At 35.1% G+C, this 24,459-nt stretch carries 20 protein-coding genes; 10 read left to right on the top strand and 10 right to left on the bottom strand.

Annotation, left to right across the window (positions count from 1 at the left end):
- Positions 1-95: 95 nt before the first annotated feature.
- Genes RM542_RS06955 through RM542_RS06940 form a run of 4 tightly spaced genes read right to left on the bottom strand, consistent with a single transcriptional unit; the run spans position 96 to position 5,535 of the window.
- Complete coding sequence (locus tag RM542_RS06955) at positions 96-1,553, bottom strand: oligosaccharide flippase family protein (protein WP_311385010.1); 1,458 nt, start codon at positions 1,551-1,553, stop codon at positions 96-98.
- On the bottom strand, positions 1,538-2,824 hold the full coding sequence (locus RM542_RS06950) for a glycosyltransferase family 4 protein (RefSeq protein ID WP_311385009.1): 1,287 nt from the start codon (positions 2,822-2,824) through the stop codon (positions 1,538-1,540). Before RM542_RS06950 ends, RM542_RS06955 begins: the two co-directional genes overlap by 16 nt.
- The gene (locus RM542_RS06945; protein ID WP_311385008.1) at positions 2,824-5,250 is read right to left on the bottom strand and encodes a YfhO family protein; all 2,427 of its coding nucleotides are present in this window, start codon (positions 5,248-5,250) and stop codon (positions 2,824-2,826) included. Before RM542_RS06945 ends, RM542_RS06950 begins: the two co-directional genes overlap by 1 nt.
- 24 nt (positions 5,251-5,274) lie before the next feature.
- Positions 5,275-5,535: a DUF4834 family protein gene (locus RM542_RS06940; RefSeq protein ID WP_311385007.1), complete on the bottom strand. Its 261-nt coding sequence runs from the start codon at positions 5,533-5,535 to the stop codon at positions 5,275-5,277.
- A gap of 85 nt (positions 5,536-5,620) precedes the next feature.
- On the opposite strand from RM542_RS06940, the gene RM542_RS06935 reads away from it, so the two are divergent.
- From RM542_RS06935 to RM542_RS06920, 4 genes are all read left to right on the top strand, one after another.
- The gene (locus tag RM542_RS06935; RefSeq protein WP_311385006.1) at positions 5,621-6,607 is read left to right on the top strand and encodes a transporter; all 987 of its coding nucleotides are present in this window, start codon (positions 5,621-5,623) and stop codon (positions 6,605-6,607) included.
- 52 nt (positions 6,608-6,659) lie between these two features.
- Positions 6,660-7,778 carry a GTP cyclohydrolase gene (locus RM542_RS06930; RefSeq protein WP_311385005.1) on the top strand — a complete coding sequence of 373 codons (1,119 nt, stop codon included), beginning with the start codon at positions 6,660-6,662 and terminating at the stop codon, positions 7,776-7,778.
- Between the two features lie 190 nt (positions 7,779-7,968).
- A complete protein-coding gene (locus RM542_RS06925) occupies positions 7,969-8,403 on the top strand; it encodes an EthD family reductase (protein WP_311385004.1) in 435 nt (144 codons plus the stop codon).
- A gap of 35 nt (positions 8,404-8,438) precedes the next feature.
- A complete protein-coding gene (locus RM542_RS06920) occupies positions 8,439-9,716 on the top strand; it encodes an erythromycin esterase family protein (protein ID WP_311385003.1) in 1,278 nt (425 codons plus the stop codon).
- Between the two features lie 66 nt (positions 9,717-9,782).
- Here RM542_RS06920 and RM542_RS06915 read toward each other — a convergent pair whose 3' ends face one another.
- The 3 genes from RM542_RS06915 to RM542_RS06905 all read right to left on the bottom strand — a co-directional run bounded on the left by RM542_RS06915 (position 9,783) and on the right by RM542_RS06905 (position 14,328).
- Complete coding sequence (locus RM542_RS06915) at positions 9,783-11,042, bottom strand: aminotransferase class I/II-fold pyridoxal phosphate-dependent enzyme (RefSeq protein ID WP_311385002.1); 1,260 nt, start codon at positions 11,040-11,042, stop codon at positions 9,783-9,785.
- A 120-nt stretch (positions 11,043-11,162) separates the two neighbouring features.
- Positions 11,163-12,203 carry a cysteine synthase family protein gene (locus tag RM542_RS06910; protein WP_311385001.1) on the bottom strand — a complete coding sequence of 347 codons (1,041 nt, stop codon included), beginning with the start codon at positions 12,201-12,203 and terminating at the stop codon, positions 11,163-11,165.
- A 70-nt stretch (positions 12,204-12,273) separates the two neighbouring features.
- Positions 12,274-14,328, bottom strand: a complete 2,055-nt coding sequence (locus tag RM542_RS06905; protein ID WP_311385000.1) for a S9 family peptidase — start codon at positions 14,326-14,328, stop codon at positions 12,274-12,276.
- Positions 14,329-14,468: 140 nt separating this feature from the next.
- Here RM542_RS06905 and RM542_RS06900 point away from each other — a divergent pair, with 140 nt between their 5' ends.
- Together RM542_RS06900 and RM542_RS06895 are read left to right on the top strand one after the other, a co-directional pair.
- Complete coding sequence (locus RM542_RS06900; protein ID WP_311384999.1) at positions 14,469-14,795, top strand: YbaB/EbfC family nucleoid-associated protein; 327 nt, start codon at positions 14,469-14,471, stop codon at positions 14,793-14,795.
- Positions 14,796-14,826: 31 nt separating this feature from the next.
- Positions 14,827-15,279 (top strand): thioredoxin family protein, encoded by a 453-nt coding sequence (locus tag RM542_RS06895; protein WP_311384998.1) that lies wholly within the window; start codon positions 14,827-14,829, stop codon positions 15,277-15,279.
- 53 nt (positions 15,280-15,332) lie between these two features.
- Here RM542_RS06895 and RM542_RS06890 read toward each other — a convergent pair whose 3' ends face one another.
- The gene (locus RM542_RS06890) at positions 15,333-16,433 is read right to left on the bottom strand and encodes an OmpA family protein (RefSeq protein ID WP_311384997.1); all 1,101 of its coding nucleotides are present in this window, start codon (positions 16,431-16,433) and stop codon (positions 15,333-15,335) included.
- Positions 16,434-16,519: 86 nt separating this feature from the next.
- Here RM542_RS06890 and RM542_RS06885 point away from each other — a divergent pair, with 86 nt between their 5' ends.
- Positions 16,520-16,828, top strand: coding sequence for a YegP family protein (locus RM542_RS06885; RefSeq protein ID WP_311384996.1), 309 nt, complete (start codon positions 16,520-16,522; stop codon positions 16,826-16,828).
- On the opposite strand, the gene RM542_RS06880 is transcribed toward RM542_RS06885, so the two are convergent.
- Together RM542_RS06880 and RM542_RS06875 are read right to left on the bottom strand one after the other, a co-directional pair.
- Positions 16,821-17,843 (bottom strand): GntG family PLP-dependent aldolase, encoded by a 1,023-nt coding sequence (locus RM542_RS06880; RefSeq protein WP_311384995.1) that lies wholly within the window; start codon positions 17,841-17,843, stop codon positions 16,821-16,823. The genes RM542_RS06885 and RM542_RS06880 overlap by 8 nt on opposite strands.
- Positions 17,844-17,865: 22 nt before the next feature.
- On the bottom strand, positions 17,866-20,271 hold the full coding sequence (locus RM542_RS06875) for a zinc-dependent metalloprotease (protein WP_311384994.1): 2,406 nt from the start codon (positions 20,269-20,271) through the stop codon (positions 17,866-17,868).
- An 82-nt stretch (positions 20,272-20,353) separates the two neighbouring features.
- Here RM542_RS06875 and prfB point away from each other — a divergent pair.
- The 3 genes from prfB (at position 20,354) to RM542_RS06860 (ending at position 24,447) form a co-directional block, all read left to right on the top strand.
- Positions 20,354-21,449 (top strand): peptide chain release factor 2 gene (prfB, locus tag RM542_RS06870; protein WP_311384993.1). Its coding sequence is split into 2 segments (ribosomal slippage): positions 20,354-20,416 and positions 20,418-21,449, totalling 1,095 coding nucleotides; the frame shifts between segments, so codons are not numbered across the junction.
- 102 nt (positions 21,450-21,551) lie between these two features.
- Positions 21,552-22,013 (top strand): hypothetical protein, encoded by a 462-nt coding sequence (locus RM542_RS06865; protein WP_311384992.1) that lies wholly within the window; start codon positions 21,552-21,554, stop codon positions 22,011-22,013.
- A gap of 1 nt (position 22,014) precedes the next feature.
- The gene (locus RM542_RS06860; protein WP_311384991.1) at positions 22,015-24,447 is read left to right on the top strand and encodes a TonB-dependent receptor domain-containing protein; all 2,433 of its coding nucleotides are present in this window, start codon (positions 22,015-22,017) and stop codon (positions 24,445-24,447) included.
- The last annotated feature ends 12 nt before the right edge of the window (positions 24,448-24,459 follow it).

Below are 24,459 nucleotides of genomic sequence, written 5' to 3'. Positions count from 1 at the left end.
TTTTAGGTTGGTTAGTTGTTACCCCGTAGTTGAATTTATTCGCTACGGGGTTTTCTATTCGAACAATAATCCGATTGTTAATTAGATTTCAGCTTTTAAACTTTACGTTTTAAAATTTTATTTAAAAGAGCAGAAACGTCTTCAGAAATTTTAAAACGATACAGAATACCTAAATACGTCGTAATTATTAAAATGGATTTAGCGCCGATCGCAATAATCGGGTGAAAATTAAAAGTCAATTGCCAAAAAAGAAAACCCAAGAAAAATAGAAGAAGAAAAACCTTAAGTGTGGCAGCTGAATAAGGCACTATTCCAAACTTCAATTTCACGAAAACCATTTTTATTAAATTAAAAACAAGAATAGAGATAAAGCTAGCTAAAGCCGCACCCTCTATACCATAAATTGGTATCAACCATAAATTCAATAGAATAGTTAATAGAGCCAAACAAACCCCAAACCATAAAACTGTTTTGTAATATTTTGAATAGTATAAGATGGCATTGATGTTCCCTAAAAAGGAATCAAAAACTTTTGCCATTCCGATAATAAAAACTATAACAAAACCATTGGTGTAGGCCTTAGGAATAAGGGTGTATAAATCTTCAATATTCACAACAATCAAAACTAAGAGTAGCCCTGATGCAATAAATGAAGTCAACGAGGTTTTTTTGTACAAATGTTCTAATTCAAAATGATTACCCGTATTCAAATATGACGCTGTCATAGGGTAAGTAATTTGATTCATTGCACGGTTAGGTACACTAATTACAGTGGCAATATAGACGGCTACGCCATAATAAGCCACATTATCAATTGATACTAACTGATTGATCATGAACTTATCTATTTCTATTAAAACAAGAGCCACAGAGCCACCTAAAACCATAAGCATACCGTATTGCAAAATGACTTTTGTCTCTTTAGGGAAATTGAAATCTAAATTCAGCCTACGAATACTATAAGCATATAGTTTCATAATCAGCGTTCTTAGCAAGTAAACTCCAACAATTGCTTTAAGAAAAACGTTCAGTGAAATAATCTCATAATATAGTAGTACAAGGAGTATAGTGATGCATATTCTTCCAAATACTTCTTTCATGAAATTACCAAAAACCGATTTCAAATGAACTTTACTGTAAGCATAAAATACTTCGAAATAAGCCAAGGCAAAACCTACCAAAAACAAATGCCAGACATAGTTAATGACAATTTCATTTTTTCGTGATAAAAAATCGGCTATAATATCGTAGAAAAACCAGGTTAAACCTGCAGCGGGTATTAAAACTAGTAATGGTGAAATCAATACTAAGGTTAAGAATGCGTTTTTAGCACTTTCGTTTTGAGCGCTATAAAATTTTACAAGAGTATTATGAGATCCAAAAGCAAATAAAGGCATTAAAATAGCTCCAGTTGCTAAAATAAAGGTGACCAGGCCATAATAATCAGGTTCTAAGATATTCGTATAAAGAAATAGTGTGTTGACGGCGCCAAAAGCGAACCCTATAAAAGTAAGTACAGTATTTCTAAAAGACTGCTTTAAGACGATTCCCATGAGATACTTTTGGCAAGTTTTCTGGTCAATTCGCGGCGACTATAATTTTCAATTCCTTCTGAATTTAAAATTAATTCACCTTTTTGATACGCATTAAACCACTTTAAAAGTACATTTTTTAAGCCTAATTTATCTTTAGGGGTAAAACTAGCACCCGATTTAGTTTCTTCGACCATTGCACCTGCTTCCCAATTTATAGGGCCTAATGCTAATATTGGTCTACGTGCATTCAAATACTCAAAAAGCTTACCCGGAATAATACCCTGCGTTTCTGCAGCATCAATTTCTAAAAGCAACAAAACCTGAGATTTGGCCTGTAATGTGAGAACTTCTGAATGAGAAACATAACCCCTATCAAAAACAACATCACATAATCCATACTGGGCTAAAGATTGTTTTACGCCATCACCAATAACGCCAATCAATTGTATTTGAAGCACCTTTTTAAAAGCTTGATGACTATCACATAATTCTTTTAAAACTTCCCATAGCAGTACAGGATTCCTATCCGTAAGTAAAGAACCTATATGGGAAATTGTAAAACTTTTGTCTAGTGTTGTTTCTATTTTTAATCCGTCATATCCATTTGTGATAACTTCAATTGGCTTTGAAGTAATCTGCTCAAATTCTTGCTTTGTGGCCTTACTGGTAACCAAAACCTTATCAGCAAAATTTAACACTTGTTTTTCTAAAATCTTATGTTTTTGTTGAGAATACTCAGTAAGTTTCAGTTTTTTGTGATACCCAATACTAGTCCATGGGTCTCTAAAGTCAGCAATCCAATTCAAATTAAATTTAGACTTAAGTTTTAACCCAATAAGATGTACACTGTGTGGTGGCCCAGTGGTAACTACTGTTTGAATATTTTCTTCTTTAATTAGTTTACTTAGGGTTTTAACCGAAGGCTTTACCCAATACTTACGGGCGTCAGGAATGAAAAAATTACCACGTATCCATAAAAACAAACGTTCTATCACTGATTGTTTTTCATGTTTTGGAATAATACCAGAACTTATTCTATTAGTTTTTTTCTTTGAGAATATAGCTGCTAAACCGTAGGGTTCAAATATATTCTGCTTGATGACTCTTATGTTCTTAGGAATTTCTTTTAGTAAAGAATCATCAATAATGGGATAGTTTGCATTTTTTGGTACGAATACAATTGGCTCTATGTCAAATTCAGGTAAATACTTTACAAATTTCAACCACCGCTGTACACCGGGACCTCCTGCTGGTGGCCAATAATAGCAAACGATGAGAACTTTTTTCATCAATCCTCTTTCTTCGGTTTTCTATACCCAATTACAATTCCACCCACTAGTAAAAGACCAAGTAGAATATTGCTTACCAATGCAATTGTACTACCGGTTTGAACCACTTTAGGTTCAAAAGAAAATTCAATTTCATGTTCCCCTGCTGGCACTTGTAATCCACGTAAGGCATAATTAACTCTAAAATGTGCAACCTTTTTATCATCAATAGTAGCTACCCAACCGTGCGGGTAATGCATTTCTGAAAAAACAGCGAAACCATCATTAGCACTAGAAGATTTATATTTAATGAGGTTTGGTCTAAAATCAATCAAATTAATACTAGCCAAAGAATCTTTTTGATAAGTTAATTCGTTAAGGTCCGCATAAGTCGCTTTATTGAATACGGCGTATTCTTTTGTGTTCAAGGTATCTAAAGCTTTGATTTCTTCATCGGCATTATTCACCCCTACTATATTTTGAACAAACCATGCATTACCGTTGGTATCTGGATTTACTCCTGGAAAACTTCGCCCCTCTTCATCTTGCTGCACGATATACTTCACGTTCAACATATTTAGTACCTGAAGATTATTTTTATAGAGATGATATTCCACCAATTCCTCCATTTTTCTGGGCTTAGCAGCATGGTAACCTCCTAAAGACTTGTGAAAATATGAGGTTCTAGAGCCGTTTAAACCTTCTTGTGGATCAAAGACTCTAAAAACACCTTGGTCCTTTAAAATTTCTTGATCAACCTCAGATGCTTGAAAAGGTTGTTCTACAGCACGTTGACGCACAAAATCTTCTGTATTAACATATCTAAGATTAACGCCAACTAAGTCAACAACTAAGAATAATCCGATTAAAATGACGGCAAAGTTCTTCTTTACTTTCTCTTTAAGAAATAAGAATATGGCTCCCGCACAAAGCAGTACATAGATTAGAGATCTAAAGGTATCGCTGATGTAAACAGCTTCGCGGTCACTTCTCAATATTTCTAAGGCTGCATCGCCAAAATAGCTTCTAAATCTCTCGTCAGTCGCACCTTCAAAGTCAAACAGTCCTTTCATAAGAAAAATAGCTATCGCCAAACCTGTAGTTACGAAAACACTTAATTTTAGAGCGTTTAGTTTTACTCTTTGGTCTACTGTCTTCTTAAAGATTTCTTTTAAACCTAAAATGGCAAGTATAGGCACACAAAGCTCTAAAATAACTTGTATAGACGATACCGCTCTAAACTTATTATAAAGCGGGAAGTAATCAATCATAAAATTGGTTAGCACCGGAAAGTTCTTTCCCCATGAGAGCAATAAAGAAAGTAACACTCCTGAAAGTAACCACCATTTTTTCTTGCCTTTAACTAAAAAGAGAGAGAGTATAAATAAAAAGAAAATAGCTGCGCCTAAATACGCTGGTCCCGCAACTATTGGCTGTTCTCCCCAATACAAATAAAGCCCTGAGATATCAATAGCCTGTGAAGGTGGAACGCCTTGTTCAATAAAGTAGTTATAGACTTTAGAATCTTTTCCTAAGTTTTCTTTGCCTGAACCTCCAAAAAAACGTGGTACAAATAAGTCTAGTGATTCTGTAATACCGTAACTATATTGAGTAATGTATTCTCTGTCCAAACCACTGGCAGCCACCTTTGAAGAGCCATCTGGATTAATGGTGAGTTCAGATTTTCCGCGAGTACTCCAATCGGCATATTGTTTTGTGGCAAGCAAACTCGTTGCATTTGTGGCAATACCCAGTATTACTGCTACTACTAAAATACCTACTGAACTTAAGAAGTTTTTTAGTTCTTTTCTTTTAATTGCGTAAATAAGATAGACAATACCCAAAATCAAAACCAATAACATAAAGTAATAAGTCATTTGATAATGATTAGCACTTATCTCTAGCGCCATAGCAATTGCTGTAAGCAGAAAACCTACAATATATTTTTTTCGGAAAACTAAAATAATACCACCCAAAACCATAGGCAAATAAGCAAGGGCATGTGCCTTTGCATTATGCCCTACACCCAAAATAATAATGAGATAGGTAGAAAAACCAAAACCCAATGCTCCTAAAATTGCAAGTCGGTATTCAACTTTCATACAAAGCATTAGAATATAAAACCCTATAAAATAGAGAAAAAGGTAATCGGAAGGGCGAGGTAAAAATCGGATTAAACGATCTAGTTTCTTAACATAGTCATGAGGATAGTTAGCTCCTAATTGATAGGTAGGCATACCTCCAAAAGCACTGTTTGTCCAGTATGACTCAACACCAGTGGTTTCTTTGTAATCATTACGTTCTTTGGCCATACCCTTATACAAAGCGATATCAGATTGATAAATGGCCTTGCCTTGAAGCACTGGATAAAAGTATGCCAGTGAAGCAATCATAAAAAATCCTAAAACTAAAAGATGAGTAATAATTGTCTTAGCCGAAAGCTTCATAGAATGTTATTGAGGACTCAAAGATCAGTCAATTTCCTCAAAATCTATATATTCTCCAACTTTTTTTGAAGGATTTGATTTTGGCTTGCCGTGTTTATTAACAGAAGTCTCACCTTCCGTTCTAGCATTACTGCCAAAATCTTGGTAGTTACCAAATTGTTGCCCAAATCGTTCTTCGGTTTTCTTTACTGCATAGTTAAATATACGAGGCGCAAGCCATTTCAGAAGTAATTTAATACCGTAGTATACGAATATGAGTATTAAAATCGTTTGTAATAAAACCATATTACTGTTTGCTATTGATTCAAAATTACACTGTAAGTCTTATAATCTACAAAATCGTTTCTTAAAATAGTATTAAAATCAGTCTATGGCAATCTTAAATCGACTTTTACTAGCATTCATTTTACTTCCATTATTGGGTATTGCTCAATATACTGATGTTATTAATTCAAATAGACCAGGTTTATCAGTTAGTGCATACGCCATAGGTAAAAACGTTGTACAGGCAGAATTTGGTTTGTTATATGAACAACGAGATCACGGGCTTTTAAATCAGGACTCGAATATTTTTGGGGGTGATTTATCACTAAGATACGGGCTTTTGTTGGAAAGACTTGAAGTAAACTATGAGGCTACTTATATACGCCAAAGTTTAAACTTTAATAATTTTGGATTGGAAGAAATTAGAACCAATTTTACGCGTAATCGTCTTGGTTTAAAGTACTTGGTTTATGACCCTTTTAAAAACCCAGAAGCCAATAAACCCAATTTATATAGCTGGAAAGCCAATCATAAGTTCAATTTTAAAAACCTATTACCAGCAGTTTCTTTATATGGTGGCGCTACCTTCAATTTAGGTGATAATCCGTTTTACCCAGAAGATGCTACCCTATCATATAGAGCAATGATTGCAACCCAAAGCAGATTGACGCCAAGATGGGTTTTAATTACAAATGTGGCTTATGATAGAATCACCACTGATTTTCCAGAATTGAATTATACGATTTCACTATCTCATGCTTTTAGAAACCCAAAATGGAGCATTTTTGCGGAACATCAAGGCATTGATAGCGACCGATATTCTGATGCTTTGATACGAACTGGTTTTGCCTATTTATTCAATCCTACCTTTCAGGCTGATTTTAGTTTAGGCGGTAGTTTTAAAAATACGCCTTCAAGAATGTTTATTGCAACAGGTGTTTCTTACCGATTAGATTTTCATAAAGACCAACTTATACCAATTGAAGAACAAGATGCGGTTGGTAAAATTAAGAAGGGCGCAATGAAAAAGAATAAGCCCAAAAAGATTAAGAAAAAGAAGCGTAAAAAAAAGAAAGACGATATTGATTTTTAAGTTTTTCTGCTGCCAAGAATATTGCTAATATTGACTATTCAAAATATTTGGAATGGTCACCATTAAAGAAGTAACTTCAAAATCTGCTTTTAAAGCATTTGTAAAATTTCCCTTTGAACTTTATAAGGATAATCAGTATTGGGTGCCACCTATTATAAAAGATGAATTAGAAACCTTTAATAAAGATAAGAACCCAGCTTTTCATAGCGCGGAGGCCCGTTTTTTTCTTGCCTATCAAAATAACCAAATTGTAGGTCGTGTGGCGGCAATAGTCAACTGGATTGAAGTAAAAGAACAACGGCTAAAAAAAATGCGTTTCGGCTGGTTTGATTTTATTGATGATTTTAATGTTTCAAAAGCACTACTTGAAAAGGTGCACGAAATTGGAAAAGCTCACGAACTAAGTTATTTGGAAGGCCCCGTCGGTTTCTCAAACTTAGATAAAGTCGGAGTATTGATTGAGGGTTTTGACCATATTGGCACAATGATTACTTGGTACAACCATCCGTATTACCAATCGCACTTTGAAGAGCATGGCTTTGTTAAAGAAAAAGAGTATTTAGAAAATAAATTTCCCGCCAAGAATGCCAATCCAAAGTTCTTTGCTAAAGCCAACATGCTCATTAAAAAACGTTACCAGTTGCGACCTATCAACTTTACATCAAGCAAAGAAATTATGCCTTGGGTAGATGCCATGTTTGATTTGTTCAATGATAGTTATGCAAGCTTGGCCTCCTTTGTAAAGATTACTGATGTTCAAAAAGAGTATTTTAAAAAGAAGTATATCAGTTTTATCAACCCAGAATACATCAAATTTATTGTAGATAAAGAAGATACATTGGTAGCTTTTGCCATTGTCATGCCGTCATTTTCACAAGCATTGCAAAAAGCGAAGGGCAAGCTCTTTCCCACTGGAATTTTTCATTTACTAAAAGCTAAAAAACATAGTAAAGACGTTATTTTCTATTTAATAGGCGTCCACCCATCTTATCAAAATAAAGGTGTTACAGCTGTCATATTTAACGAGTACCATAATACGTTTACTGAAAAGGGTATAGAAACCTGTATTCGCACACCTGAGCTAGAAGAAAATACAGCTATTGCCCAAATCTGGAAACATTTTAACCCCGTAACCCACAAACGCAGACGCACCTATAGAAAAGACTTGTAACTATTGCTAATAAGAACTTTGATTTCGGTAGTATTTAAACTACTAATTTTTAATGTCTTGCGAGTTTTTTTATAACTTAGAAGAGATTCCATAAAGCTCTATTATTTAATATAATGTAGCGCAGTCAAAAATATGATGGTTAAAATGAATGGAAGCAATTAAAACTATTCTCATATAAATATTTTGAATGATGAAATACAAACTAGTTTATTCCATTTTTATTTTTTCATTAGTTGGTTTGTCAAGTTGTAGTACCCATCAATTAATTCACATTTCAGAACCCGATAACAAACTCTTTAAAGTAAGCATTTTATATGCGAATGGAGAAGGTAAAACTTTTGACATGAACTATTACAAAAGTAACCATATGCCTATGGTATCCAGATATTTAGGTGATAATTTGAAGTTTTATGAAATTGATAAAGGCATCTCAGGTAGATCACCTGATACCCAAGTTCCTTATTTAGCGGTTGGGTATTTTTACATCAAAGACATAACAGCATATCAACAAGCTATTGGTCAACATATAGAAACTATAGTTGGTGATTTTAAGAACTATACCAATATTCAGCCAGTTATTCAGATAAGTGAAATCACTGAAATTGGATTCAATAATGAAAATTAAACATGCGATTTAAAAGAGATAAATAACAAAACCTTATGATAAGTCTATTTCGAATAATAGTGACTACGGTTATAGTCTTAACTGGTTCTCAGGTTTTTGGGCAGTCTTATTTAAAAAATTCAAATCAGCATATCTTTCCTTTCAAAACAATAGACTCTGAAGTTTTATCAAATCATATAGAAAAAATTGCAGACAATACTCGAATAATTGGTTTAGGCGAGGTTAGCCACTACACCAAAGAATGTTATGAGATTAAGCACCAAATAATTAAGAAATTAATTGAAAAAGATTTCAATGGTTTAGTATTAGAAGTAGACTTTGGTCAAGCACTTTTATGGAATGATTATGTAACCAATGGTATTGGAGATATTGATAAACTAATTGCAGCATCAGGATGGTTCACCTATAGAACCCAAGAATTTAAAGACTTACTTCTTGATATCAGAAACTACAACTTAACAGCAAATAAACCTTTTCAAGTATTTGGAATGGAAATGACGGCCATGAATCACAATTTGGCTTGGCTTTCAAGCTATTTTAAGGCTTATTTGAATTCAAGTGAAGAACTCATTGAAAGCTTAACTAATGAAAGGAAAATTGTTGCCTTTGAAAAACATGAACAAGTTGAGATTCTTTCATACTGGAATCTCTATTACGCAATTAAAGATACTCTTGAAAACAATATTGCCTTACTGATAGAAACTGGTGGCAAAGAAAAGTATGAAATAGCTTTGAGAATAGCCGAAATAACAAGGCAATATGCCACATATATTTCGCAAGATGAATTCTACCTGAAGGTAGAGTTTAGAGATCAGTTTTCAACAAGAAATGTACTTTGGTGCATGGATTACCTTGGAGAAAATAGTAAAATAGCTATTTGGGCACATAATGGTCACGTTGTGAAAAAGTCGGTATTGTTTGACTATGACATTCTAGGTTATTATTTAAGCGAGTGGTTTGATGACCAATATTATGCTATTGGTTTTACGTTTAATGAAGGAGATTTTGGAGCATTTTCATCAAATGGATTCAAAAAATGGACATTACCGAAAATGAAGACAAATTCACTTACTAAAGATTTTGATAGTTTTCAGAGTTCTTATTTATTTTTTGACATAAGGTCTTATACTGGAAATTCAGCTTATCAGCAAAGCAGTATTCTAAATCAAGAATTACCTATTAGAACAGATATCTCTGAATCTTTTAGCGATAAAAACAATGTTTCGATGAATATCAACCTATCAAACTCATACGATATGTTGATTTATATAGAAAAAACTAACTACCCAACTACCATTGAATGGGATAGATAATCTCTTGCAAAAAGGTCGTTTCACTTATCGCTTTCTACCCAGAAATTAAAAGGTGTTCTTTCTGAATTACTCCCCCATTGCAGCAGCAACAGCAGCAGATAATCTTTTGTATGTTCCGTTCTCCAAACGCTCTCTAATGATAGAAAAGGCCTCTAAAGTCTCCGCAACATCTTGCAAGGTATGCGTCGCCGTTGGAATCATTCTCAACAAGATTAAGCCTTTAGGTATTACTGGGTATACCACAATTGAACAGAATATACCGTGATTTTCTCTAAGGTCTTTTACCAAAGCCATTGCTTCAGGTATGCTACCATTCAAATATACTGGTGTAACACAACTTGTTGTTGTACCAATATTAAATCCACGTTCTTTTAAACCGTTCTGTAATGCGTCTACATTCTCCCAAAGTTTGTTTTTTAACTCTGGCATAGTTCGTAACATGTTCAAGCGTTTTAAGGCTCCTTTCACATAAATCATGGGTAACGATTTTGCGAACATTTGTGAACGTAAATTGTATTTTAAATAGTCTATAATTTCTTTATCCGCAGCTAAAAATGCACCGATACCAGCCATTGACTTGGCGAAAGTTGCGAAATAAACGTCAATATCGTCTTGTATACCTTGCTCCTCACCTGCTCCAGCACCAGTTTTACCTAGCGTTCCAAATCCATGAGCATCGTCAACCAATAATCTAAAATTGTATTTTTTCTTAAGGGCAACGATTTCTTTAAGAATACCTTGCTCACCACGCATACCAAATACACCCTCAGAAATTACTAAAATTCCACCTCCGGTTTCGTTAGCCATCTTAGTAGCACGCTCTAAGTTTTTCTCTAAACTTTCAACATCGTTGTGTTTAAACGTAAATCGTTTTCCAACATGTAATCGTACCCCGTCAATAATACAAGCATGACAGTCTACATCATAAACGATAATATCATCTTTTGCGACTAAGGCATCAACGGCTGACATAATACCTTGGTATCCGAAGTTCAACAAATACGCAGATTCTTTATCAACAAATTCGGCTAATTCTTGCTCTAATTGCTCATGAAAATCAGTGTGACCACTCATCATACGTGCACCCATTGGGTATGCAGAGCCATGCTCATAAGCAGCGTCACCATCTACTTTTTTAACTTCTGGTAGATTCGCTAAACCCAAGTAATCATTAACACTCCAAGTGATAACTTCTTTTCCTTGAAACTTCATTCTATTAGATATCGGTCCTTCCAATTTTGGAAAAACAAAATAGCCTTCAGCTTGTGATGCCCACTTGCCCAAAGGGCCTTTGTTCTCGATAATCCTCTCAAATAAATCTCTCATCTAACCAAAAATTAAATTGAATGCAAAAATATGTAATTTATTCAACCATGCAATGACATATTTACAAACAAAAAGGCAACGCTCTACAGATCGTTGCCTTTTTAAATATTGTTGAAAATATTACTTTATATATTGAATCTCTTTTGGAGCCACGGAGTTTTTCGCATCGAAAAAACCCTGGTTGTCCATCCACTCATCACTGTATATTTTACTCATATAGCGAGATCCGTGATCAGGGAAAATAACCACAACATTACTGTCTTCGTTAAATTCACCTTCAGTATTGTACTGTATAGTTGCCTGCATGGCAGCACCACTGGTATAACCCACGAACATGCCTTCAGCATGTGCGATTTTGCGAGCCATATGAGCACTCTCAGCATCCGTCACCTTAATATATCTGTCAATAGTATTAAAATCTGTTGCCTTTGGAATCAAGTTTTTACCCAAGCCTTCAATTCGGTAAGGATAAATTTCTTCATGATCAAACTCACCAGTTTCATGGTACTTTTTTAAAACAGAACCGTAAGCATCTACTGCTAATACTTTGATATCAGGATTTTGTTCTTTCAAAAATCTAGCAGTACCCGAAATGGTTCCTCCCGTACCGCTACAAGCCACTAAGTGGGTAATATTACCGTTGGTTTGTTTCCAAATTTCAGGACCTGTGGTTTTATAATGCGCCTCAATATTCAATTCATTAAAATATTGATTGATGTATATAGAACCTGGAGTTTCTTGATGGACTCTTTTAGCCACTTCGTAGTAAGAACGAGGGTCATCTGCAGCTACATGAGCCGGACATACATACACCTCAGCTCCCATAGAACGTAACATATCTATTTTATCTGGAGATGATTTTGAACTTACTGCCAAAATACATTTATAGCCCTTAACCATACTTGCCATAGCCAAACTAAACCCGGTATTTCCCGAAGTCGTTTCAATAATGGTGCTATCGGGGTTCAAAAGCCCCTGTTCTTCTGCTTGATTTATGATATGAACTGCAATACGGTCTTTTGCTGAATGTCCAGGATTAAAAGCCTCGACTTTTGCATAAAAATTACCTGTTAGAGAATCGGCTATTCTATTTAGTTTGATAAGGGGTGTATCACCAACCAAATCTAGAATACTATTGTAGGCATTTATTTTGTTATCCATAGTAAAGTTAGGTCTTGCAAAACGGGCTTAAATCCGTTATTTACAGGTGCAAAAATAGCAAAATTTTATTTTATGAGATTTTTCCTTCTAAATCTAAAATAAAGGCATATTCCTTTGCAGTTTCCTTTAAAGCTTCAAAACGACCAGAAGCTCCACCATGACCTGCCTCCATATTTGTATCTAAAAACAGTTGGTTATTGTCCTTTTTGTATGCCCTAAGCTTTGCAACCCATTTGGCAGGTTCCCAATACTGTACTTGCGAATCATGAAGACCAGAAGTAACTAACATGTTAGGATAGTTGTTGGCCTCAATATTATCATAAGGAGAATACGATTTCATATAGTCATAATAAACTTTGTCATTTGGATTACCCCATTCATCATATTCACCAGTGGTTAATGGGATAGAATCGTCTAACATAGTGGTAACCACATCAACAAAAGGAACCGCAGCAATAACACCATTATATAATTCAGGTGCAATATTGATTACTGCTCCCATTAAAAGCCCACCAGCTGAACCGCCCATCGCATAAAGATGTTCTGGTGATGTAAACTTTTCGGATATTAAATGTTTAGATACATCAATAAAATCAGTAAATGTGTTCTTTTTAGTTAAAAGTTTTCCGTCATCATACCAAGGCCTGCCAAGATATTCTCCTCCACGAATATGGGCTATCGCATAAACAAAACCTCTATCTAATAAACTTAATCGTACTGTCGAAAAATAGGGGTCTATAGTAGCGCCATATGAGCCATAAGCATATTGCAATAACGGGCTTGTTCCATCAAGTTTGGTTTCTTTATGATACACTAACGAAACCGGAATTTCAACTCCGTCCTTTGCAACTGCCCAAATACGCTTAGATTCATAGTTTCCTTTATCAAACTGACCACCGAGTACTTCTTGTTCTTTTAAAATTTGCTTTTCCTTGGTTCGCATATTAAAATCAATAACTGCATAAGGCGAAGACATGGCATTATAAAAATAACGGAGGGTTTCTGTATCAAAGTCAACATTAGTGGTGCCTCCAGCGACATAAGTTTCACTTTCAAAAGGTAAATAGTAACTGTTCGTCTGGTCCCAACGAACAATTTTCAATTTATTTAATCCCAATTCGCGTTCCGAAAGCACATAGTAATCTTTGAAAATATCAATACCTTCTAGTAATACTTCTTCACGATGCGGGATAAATTCTTTCCAATTGGAATGGGATGTATCCTGCTCATCAACCATCATTAACTTAAAGTTTGTCGCCTCGTCTTTATTGGTAAGCACATAAAAACTCTCATTATAATGGTAAATAGAATATTCTAAGCCTCTAGTTCTAGGTGAAAATATTTTAAAATCATCATCTGGTTTGTCCGCCGGTAATATTTGATATTCCGAAGTAAGAGTGCTGCTTGAACCAATGATGATATACTTTCTTGATTTCGTCTTGTAAACAAAGGTGTTAAAAGTATCATCTTGTTCATGAAAAACCAGTTCATCTTCATCCGATGATGTACCCAAACGATGCTTGTAAATTTTATCGGAACGCAAGGTTACTGGGTCTTTCTTGGTATAAAAAAAAGTCTTATTATCAGCAGCCCAAACAGCACTGCCAGTTGTATTTTCTATTTTGTCAACAAATACTTCACCGGTTACTAAGTCTTTTACTTGAATAACATATTGTCGTCTGGAGACAGTATCCGTTCCAAACGCCACTTTGGTGTTATCTGGACTGATTGAGATCCCTCTTAAATTAAAGTAATCGTGCTTTTCAGCTAAATCGTTACAATTAAATAAGACTTCTTCAACATTATCTAGGTTTTCTTTTTTACGAGCATGAATTGGATACTCTTTGCCAATTTCAAAGCGCGTAATATAGTAATAGCCATTCAACTTATAGGGAACAGATGAATCGTCCTCTTTAATTCTAGCTTTCATTTCATGAAATAAAACCTCTTGAAAGTCTTTTGTATGAGCCGTGTTTTCGGCATAAAAACTATTCTCTGCCTCCAAATAATCAATTACTTCTTGGTCTTCTCTATTATTTAACCAATAATAATTATCAACTCGAACGTCATCATGAATACTAAGTTCTTTAGGTACTTTTTTCGCAATCGGAGCTTTTAATGCCATGCTTTGTTATAATCAAATAATAAGATTTTGCAAAAATAAGCTAGATTCAACAAAGTGAAAGCTCGAATCCAAAATGATTTTAAACCTGGTTTTATTTCAATTAACTAGTTTTGTTATTACAAACAAAAAGAAATAGTATCATGTTCGGAGATTTAATGGGAATGATGGGTAAGCTTAAGGAAACCCAAGCAAAGGTTGGAGAGACTAAAAAACGTTTAGATACTGTTATGGTGGACGAAGCTTCAACAGACGGTCTTTTAAAGGTAACCCTTACTGCCAATAGACAAATTAAAGCTATAACTATTGACGATAGTTTATTAGAAGACAAAGAGCAACTTGAAGATTACATCATACTAACTATAAACAAGGCTATTGAAAAAGCTACAAAGGTTAACGAAACCGAACTGGCAGCTGTTGCCAAAGAAGGCATGCCCAATATTCCTGGTATGGATTCGTTATTCAAATAACTTGGCAAGTATTTTGCTATAAATTATTATAATGAAAGCTCTCTTTTATTTTTTCGCAGTATTAGTCTTTAATCCTTTTGGTGCCAGTAACATAGCTTCAACTAGCGCTAATTGGCAAACCGATTACAAAAACACTTTGAAAATAGCCAAAAAAGAAAATAAAAATGTCTTGGTATATTTTACTGGAAGCGATTGGTGCCCACCTTGTAAAATGCTTAAAAAAGATTTGTTTGAAACTAATGAGTTTAAGACACTTTCTGAAGATTATGTGCTATTATATATAGATATTCCAAGAAACAAAGATTTATTGACCCCAGCGCAACTTCAACATAATAAAGCTTTACTGCCCAAGTACAATAAAAAAGGAGTCTTTCCACTACTCGTTGCTTTGAGCCCAAACGGCGTGATTTTGGACGATTATTCAGGTTATAGTATGAATGGGGAAGTTGGTTATCATCTTGAATTCATAAAACGGAATAAATAAGAAAAGCCTCTAAAAACAGAGGCCCTTCTTTGCAATAGCTAATAAAATAGTGTCTAGTTATTGATAAGTCTAAATTCTGTTCTTCTGTTTGCTGCATGCTCTCTTTCAGTACAAGAAACACCATCAGCACATCTGTTTTTTAATTTTCTTTCTCCGTAACCGTTTGCTACTAAAAGACTAGAGTTAACGCCTTTGGAGATTAGGTAATCCGCAACTGCTTTTGCTCTTTTTTCAGATAAATCTTGGTTTGGAGATGCACCACCTCTGGCATCGGTATGCGAAGCAATTTCTAATTTAGTGCCAGGGTTTTGTTGTAATACTGGCATTAATCTAGAATCAATAATACGCTTAGCTTCAGAAGTTAAAGTAGAGCTTCCTAAGTTCCAGCTTATTGGTAGTGCCTGGTATTCTACTAAAGAACACTCAACTTCTTTCCAAGTTGTAAGTCCACCTTTTGTTTGCAATACTTCTTTAGTGATGGTTTCAGTTACTGCAGGAATAGTCTCTTCAACTGTATAAGCATCTTTATCTAATACCGTTCTTGTAATGGTTTCGTAAACAGCAGGAATAATCTCTTCAACAACTCTTGCTGGCTCCAACATTACTCTCTTAGTGTAACTAGCATTCTTAGCTGCGATAGCAGTTTTTTGCGTTGAAGCGTCATTAGCTACCAATTGCGTACTTACAGTAGTATATTCCGCAGGGTATCCTTTATAACACCAATAACGACAATCATCTGGGTTACCTGAAGCACAATCTGGTGCAGGTGAACCTAGCTCCCATTGCGCATATGCAGGTTTAATTTCAATTGTTTCAGATGATGGTCTAAAACTTGCTGGAACAATTTTTAAAGAATTTGCTCCTTCTTTAGAAACATAAGTAACAGTTTCTGTTCCCCACTTTGCAGGTACTACGGAAAGCTTTTTACCTTCCTCTTTTACTAATACACGTTCTGTAACTGTTTTGTAAGTTGCAGGTACCGTTTTTAAAACCTTATACGCTGGTTTTACCACTACCGATGTAGTTTCATTAGTATAAACATCTGGCGTCGTACAACGCACGTAACACTTACCTGGCTCAGGGTTTGCAGGTAGATCTTGGGCACTCATAAATGCCGTTGTAAATAAAGCAACAATAAATAAAACTTTTTTCATAATTTGTTAGTGTTTGTTAATTGAATATTAATGGTTAACAGTATTATGAAACTCATTTCTTAAAAAAGTCACAAAAAATTATTCAAGTGATTCAAAAAACTAAAGGAAATAACAACGAATATCAGTTTGTAGTGAAGTCTGCTGATGGTGGAATTTTAATGAGAAGTAAGTGGTATAACTCAGAAAATGAGCTAGACCACATCGTAGCCCAAATGGTTGAAAACATTGATAATAACATTGCAATTGAGAGAACTACTAATCATAATGGACAGTTTCAATTTCTTTTAAAAAATAGCACTAATAACCTCATCGGTTTTAGTGAACCCTATTCTTCCGAAGCTGGAATGGAAAATGGAATTAAAAATCTAAATAAGAGTATTTACAACTCTAAATAGATTTAAGAATTACTAAAGTTGATTCATGCATCTCATCAGTATAATCTAAATGTGTTACCATTCTTAGCTTGCCTTGCCCCATTCCTATTATTGAAATTTTATGTGCATTGAGTTTAGCCATAAAATCATCCGTATTTAATTTAGATTCATCAATTTCAAAAATGACAATGTTCGTTTCTAAAGGTTCCACTTTTTTTATAAAGTCAAGACTTTCTAAAACTTCTCCGAGCTCTTTGGCTTTTTGATGATCCTGTGCTAACCTTTCAATATTATGGTCTAACGCATAAATACCAGCAGCTGCCAAAAAACCTGCTTGACGCATACCGCCTCCTAATACTTTACGAACTCGAATAGCATTATGAATTAATTGGGCGTCACCAACTAAGACAGAACCTACTGGGCATCCTAATCCTTTGCTCAGGCAAACACTTATGGAGTCAAACAAATCACCATAATCTTTCGGGTTTTCGCTTTTAGCAACAAGTGCATTCCATAATCGGGCCCCATCTAAATGGTATTTTAAGTTATGATTTGAACAAACGGTTTTTATCTTTTTTAATTCATCAAAGTCCCAACAAGCCCCACCGCCTTTATTGGTTGTGTTTTCTATACAAACTAAACTTGTGAGCGGGCTATGGTAAAAATCTGGAGGGTTTATAGCAGATTCTACTTGATGAGCTTTCATCATTCCTCTATTTCCGTCAACAAGCTTACATGAAACACCACTATTAAAACTAACTCCACCTCCTTCATAGTTATATACGTGAGCATACTTATCGCATATTATTTGCTCACCTGGTTGGGTATGTAATTTGATAGCCGTTTGGTTGGTCATACTTCCGCTTGGAAAGAATAATGCGGCCTCCATCCCAAAAAATTCGGCAACTTTTGCCTCTAAAGCATTTATCGTCGGGTCGTTTTTGAATACGTCATCACCAACTTTTGCGGTCATCATAGCATCTAACATTCCAGCAGAAGGTCTGGTAACGGTATCACTTATTAAATTTATCTCCATGTATAGTAGCTATAAGCAAAACTTAATCAAAACAAGCCATTCCAATTGGTGAACCATCAGGAATTTTCGGGGCGTCAATTTTCTTTTTATATCCTTTTGGATTGCCAATAAAGCCTTCTACCTCTTTCTTCATTAAAATAGAATTAGGATCCGTTGCTTTTATTCCTAAATGGGTTTTCAGTCGCATCATTTCAAATAGAATAGTCTCAGTTACTTGAGGAAAACTATCATCATGACTCGCTAAATGCATTAATTCTTGAAGTACTTGCCAATTGACTATTTTCTGAATTTCTCCATAATAGCCTTTTGATTGTTTCGCTTTAACTGTTTTATCAAGTAATGTAGTCACAACATCTGAGAGTCCTAATTGATTATCATCCAATGCTTTTTGCTGTACTAATCTATTAGCACGTTGATGATGTAACAATAAACTTAAGCTAGTTTTACTAGCTGTTTCCGCAGCACTGAATGGGTCAAAAGCAACTCCAGTTTTTCCTTTAAATGACTCACGGGTTCTTGGATAGCCTTTCGCCCTTGGTGGAAAAAGCACTAGTTTTTCTTTCGGAATAGCCAAAACCTCAGGAGTAATTGTTTTCAAAAGTGAGTTTAATGCCTGTTCTTGGGTCTCTTTTGAAACTGAAACAACAGATAGCTGACCGTCATTCTTCAATTTATAATTATAGTCCAAACCTCCAATAACTTTAGATACCCCTTCGGTTTGATAACGGTGAAAGAAATAAAGAGGTGCAAAAACGTCCTCTAAAACCGAATATGCTTCATCAGAACGTATATTATCAGGTGAAAAATTGGCTATCGCTATTTTTCTGATTTTCAACATGTCTTCAAGTTCTTGGCTAATACTTTTACCATTGTCCCATAAATGCGCTAAAGCATGTGCACCGCCCAAGGGTCTAGCATCTCTGTCAGAAATATAACGCAATCCTTTCTTCTGGGCTTCCTCCAAAATTTTATTGAGTTCTTCTTTTTCATTAGCACCTTTTGAAAATTCAGCATAGGAATACGCCACCGTAACATTATCCCATTCCCCTATACCTGTATCATAAGCATTCGAAAAGTCAATTTCACCATTTTTAAGTTCAAATTGCGGATGGGGATAATCCATCACTGATGCTCTACCGTTAGTACTTGCGGCAAAATTGTGCGCAAATCCTAAAGTATGTCCTATTTCATGAGCAGATAGCTGACGAATTCTAGCCAAAGCCAAATCAAGCATTGGCTGATAATTATCATCACGTTCTGCAAAGGGCTTGTTCATTAAAGCCTGTGCAATTAAAAAATCTTGGCGAATTCTGAGACTTCCTAAACTTACATGACCTTTAATAATTTCGCCTGTTCGAGGATCTTTGATACTGCTTCCATAACTCCAACCCCTCGTAGAGCGATGCACCCATTGAATAACATTATAGCGTGCATCTAAAGGGTCCGCATCATCGGGCAACATTTTTAACTGAAAGGCATCTTTATAACCAGCAGCTTCAAAAGCTTGATTCCACCATCTTCCACCATCTAAAAGAGCCGAACGAACAGGCTCCGGTGTACCATTATCTAAATAATAAACAATTGGTTCTACCGCTTCACTAATTTCTGCCCCAGGATTCTTCTTTTCCAAACGGTGCCTAGTAACATAACGTTTTAAAATTGGCTCTTGAACTGGGGTAGAATAATCGTAATAACTAAAAGGGTTAGAACCGCTACGCGAATCAAAGACTCTTTTTTTAAAGTTGTCATCTGGCAGTTCAATTAGGGAATGGTGCTGTGCAACAGTAACTAAGCTAGCGTTTGGAGCTACCGAACGAATATAGCTACCCTTAGGTTCGCCTTTAAACGTAAGCGTTACATCAAACTCTATATTTTTAGGAAAGGCCTTTGTTCTTTCAAAAGCAAAAGCGCTTTTTGATTTATCTAAACTGTATGAACCTTGTTGCGTTCGTTTTAACCTTCCAGAAACTCCATGCGCATCTCGCATTAGAAAATCAGTCATGTCAATAAGGTAGCTTCCTTTTGATTCTTCTTTGATAGAAAAACCATGTAAAACAGATTTAGCAAATGCTTGTTCTACTGACTTACGCTCTAATTCATTATTGGTTAAAGCTCTAAACTTAAGATTAGGTTGAACTAACAGTAATTTATTTCCTGCTTTTTTAAAAAATACAACTTGCTCATTTCCCAATTGTCCTCGATCTAAACCAATATCATTACTTCCTATTCCACTACTTAACGAATAGACGTATAGAAAGTCTTTGTCTAATTCATCAACTTGTAGGTAAATTTTATCATTTGCATCATCGTAATAGTAATTAAAGTAGCCATTGAATTTTTGAAAGTCCTTGGTCATTTCAAAGTCCTGAGCATTTGCGTAAATAAAAGAGAATAGAGATAAAAAAAGGAGTCTTAGTTTCACAGTCATGATTGGTATATTGAATTCTAAATTTATACAAATTTGGTTGTTCAACAAAAGTGAAACCTTATTTTTGCCCGAAATACTTTGAATGATAACTACAGATCAACATAAAGGTCTTATAGATCGCCTTGGCGCGTTAAGGAGGTATCTTTGACATTGATGCCAAACTTATCGAAATAGAGAATGAAGAAGAAAAAACCTTAGAGCCTGGATTTTGGGATAACCCGCAAGAAGCTCAAAAACAAATGCAATCTATTAAATCGAAAAAAAGATGGGTTGAAGACTTTAATTCGGCACAAACTTTGGTTAATGATTTAGAGGTTTTACTTGAATTTCAGCAAGAAGGAGAAGTCGAAGAAGATGAAGTTACATTGAAGCATAACAATGCGGTTGAATTAATTGAGAATCTTGAGTTTAAAAACATGCTCTCAGATGAAGGAGATGAGCTCACCGCAGTACTGCAAATAACTGCGGGTGCAGGCGGAACCGAGAGTTGTGATTGGGCCGCAATGCTAATGCGAATGTATTTGATGTGGAGTGAAAAAAAGGGTTACAAGGTAAAAGAACTCAATTATCAAGAAGGTGATGTAGCTGGAATAAAAACGGTTACTTTAGAGATTGAGGGTGAATATGCCTTTGGGTGGTTAAAAGGCGAAAATGGGGTACACCGATTGGTACGTATTTCTCCTTTTGATAGTAATGCAAAAAGACATACCTCTTTTGCCTCTGTTTATGTTTATCCGCTTGTAGATGATACTATTGAAATTGATGTAAACCCTTCAGATATTGAAATAACCACCGCTCGATCAAGTGGGGCTGGAGGACAAAATGTGAATAAAGTAGAAACGAAAGTTCAATTGGTCCATAAGCCAAGTGGTATTCAGATTTCATGCTCTGATTCACGTTCACAACATGATAATAGGGCCACGGCTATGAAAATGTTGAAATCGCAGTTATATGAAATTGAGCTTAGAAAAAAACAGGAAGCTCGACAAGAAATAGAATCATCAAAAATGAAAATTGAATGGGGTTCGCAAATAAGAAATTATGTCATGCACCCCTATAAACTGGTAAAAGACGTTCGAACGGCTCAAGAAACTGGCAATGTAGATGCTGTTATGGATGGAGATATTAGTCAGTTTTTAAAAGCATTTTTGATGATGATGGGACAGCAGGAGTCCTAAAAAGTTAATCATATCTTAATTTGTTTAAGAAAAATATCTATTTAACAAACTATTAACCAACAAGGCTTAAACCTTGGGGTAATTTTGAAATCTTAAGAAATCATGAAGGTAATTATTCAAGTCATTTTTTTAATACTTTTTTTGAATGCTACAACTATTGCGGCGCAATACGGTTATGGCAATCAGTACGGACGTCAACGGCAAAGAAGTGCTATTCCACAAACACCGACTCCAACTGAAGAACCTAAACCAAAGACTGCAGAAGAGCTAGTTGATGACCAAATGCCAAGAATATCAGAAACTTTAGAATTAGATCCTTTTGAACAGGCGGTTGTTCGTTCTACGTTAGTAAAATATGTTACAAAACGAATAGAACTTCAAATTTTAAAGCTTGAACCGAAGAAAATGCAGGAAGAGTATGAAAAACTTGCTGACCTGCAAACTGCTGAGCTTAAAGCTGGATTACCTGAAGATAAATTCAACGCATTTGTAGAACTACAAGAGAAACGTTTTCAGACCAAGAAAAAAAAGAAGAAAAAAAAGAAGAAAAAAAACATAGAATAATATGAATAAACTGTTACCAGTAATTTTATTGTTGTCATTAAGTTTTGTACAAGCCCAAAGACCACAAAATCTTAGCCCAATTAAAATCACAGGAACAGTTATTGATAAAGATACTGGCGATCCTTTAGAGTACGCGACCTTCATATTACAAAGCGTTAGAGAGCCGGACAAAGTAACAGGAGGGATTACAAACGAGAATGGTCAGTTCAATGTAGAGACATTGCCAGGTATGTACAACATATCTGTAGAGTACATTTCTTATGCTACCTATAAAAAAGAAAGACAGCTACTTAGGGCCAACACAGATTTAGGTAAGATTGAAATGTCAATCGATGTCGCCCAATTAGATGAAGTGGAAGTTATCGCAGAAAGAACTACAGTTGAACTAAGGCTGGACAAAAAGATTTATAATGTAGGTTCTGACCTAACCGTAAGCGGGGGTACCGTTAGTGATGTCCTTGATAATGTTCCTTCAGTTTCTGTAGATGTTGAGGGTAATGTGCAGCTAAGAGGCAATGATGATGTTAGAATTTTAATCAATGGTAAACCATCCGCAATTACTGGTCTTAATAGTGCCGAAGCTCTACAACAACTGCCCGCGGAGTCTATTGAAAAAGTAGAAGTTATCACCTCACCTTCCGCTAGATATGATGCTGAAGGATCCGGTGGAATCATCAATATTATACTTAGAAGAAGTAAATTACAAGGACTTAATGGTGCCATAACAACCAATTTAGGCTACCCAACTAGAGCTGGTATTAATGGGAACATTAATTACAGAACTGGGGACTTAAATATTTTCACCAATGCCGGCTATAACTATAGAAAAGGTCCAGGAAACTCTTTAACAGATACTGATTTTTTTGATGCTAATGGCGTTTTTACCAATGGTATTACTGAGCTGAGAGATTTTGAAAGATTACGAAAAGGCTTTAATGTGAATTTTGGGGTAGAATGGTACGTAAATGAAACTGCCTCTATTACCCAAACTATTTTCATTAGAAACTCAGATAATAGTAGTGAAACCACGAATAACTTTTCTCAAGAAGATGCCTTAGGAAACATCTCATCAGGTTTTCGATTTGATCCCGAAACTGAAGATGACAAAACTTTTCAATACGGCTTAAACTACGACAAGCAATTTAATGGTAACTCTGACCACAAACTCACCTTTGCATTTCAGTTTGAAACTAGTGATGAACTTGAAGAGTCTTTAATTGTTCAGAATGGATTTGATAGTGAAAGTGTAAGAACTGATGAAGATCAGCAACGGATATTTCTACAAACAGATTATGTGGTTCCAGTTGGCAAATCAGGTCAATTTGAAATGGGTTATAGGGGTGATTTTAATAGACTAGATACTGATTATGATGTCGCTTTTATACAACCTACTATTGACGAGCTTGGCATTACCAATCCAAGTAATGTTCTGAATTTTAAAGAAACTATTAATGCCTTCTATACTCAGTTCGGAACCAAAATCAATAAATTCTCATTTTTGAGTGGTTTACGTTATGAAGCAACGAGATTAATCATCAACCAAATTGAAACTGGTGATTTTAATCGTAACAATTTTGATGGCCTATTCCCAACATTAAACCTAAACTATGAGATAAGCGAAAGAGAAAGTTTTCAATTAGGTTATAATAGAAGAATACGAAGACCACGTTCCTTTTTTCTTAACCCGTTTCCATCAAGATCAAGTCCAACGAACCTTTTTCAAGGCAACCCTAACTTGACACCTTCTTTTTCAAATCAAATTGATTTAGGCTATTTGAAACGTTTTGAAAAATTAACCCTTAGCAGTTCCGTATACTTTCAAAGAGCAACAGATGTTATCACCTTTATAACGGAGGACACCGGTGAAAACACCATTTTTGATGGAGAAGAAGTTAGTATTTTGAGAAGAACACCCGTTAATTTAGCTAAGAACGACAGATATGGTTTTGAACTTAATTCCAACTACCGTCCTTCAAGAAAGTGGAATATTAATGGAAATATCAACTTATTTCAGTTGGTAACACGAGGCGATTTTAATGGTCAAAATTTTGATGCAGAAAATTTAAGCTGGTTCGTACGCTTAAATAATAAAATTACATTACCCTCAAAAATTGATTGGCAAACAAGATTATTCTACAGAGGACCCACGGAAAATGCACAAACTATAAGTCAAGGTATATTTTCAATGAGCTTAGCCTTTAGTAAAGATTTATTTAAAGACAAAGCCTCTTTAGCCATAAACATTAATGATGTGTTTAATAGCCGTAAAAGAGTCAGTGAAACATCCACATCATTCTTTTTAACGGATAGTGAATTTCAACGTAGAGTCAGAAGTTACAACCTTTCTTTTACCTACAGATTCAACCAGAAGAAAAAACGGAGCCAAGGAAGAGAGAACGATGATGATGGCGGTGGAGAAGAATTTGGAGCATAAAAAAAGGAGCCA

Source organism: Croceitalea sp. P059 (assembly GCF_031846365.1).
Classification (GTDB): domain Bacteria; phylum Bacteroidota; class Bacteroidia; order Flavobacteriales; family Flavobacteriaceae; genus Croceitalea; species Croceitalea vernalis.
The sequence above is the reverse complement of the archived record's forward strand: the minus strand, read 5'-3'. Positions and strand labels throughout refer to the sequence as shown.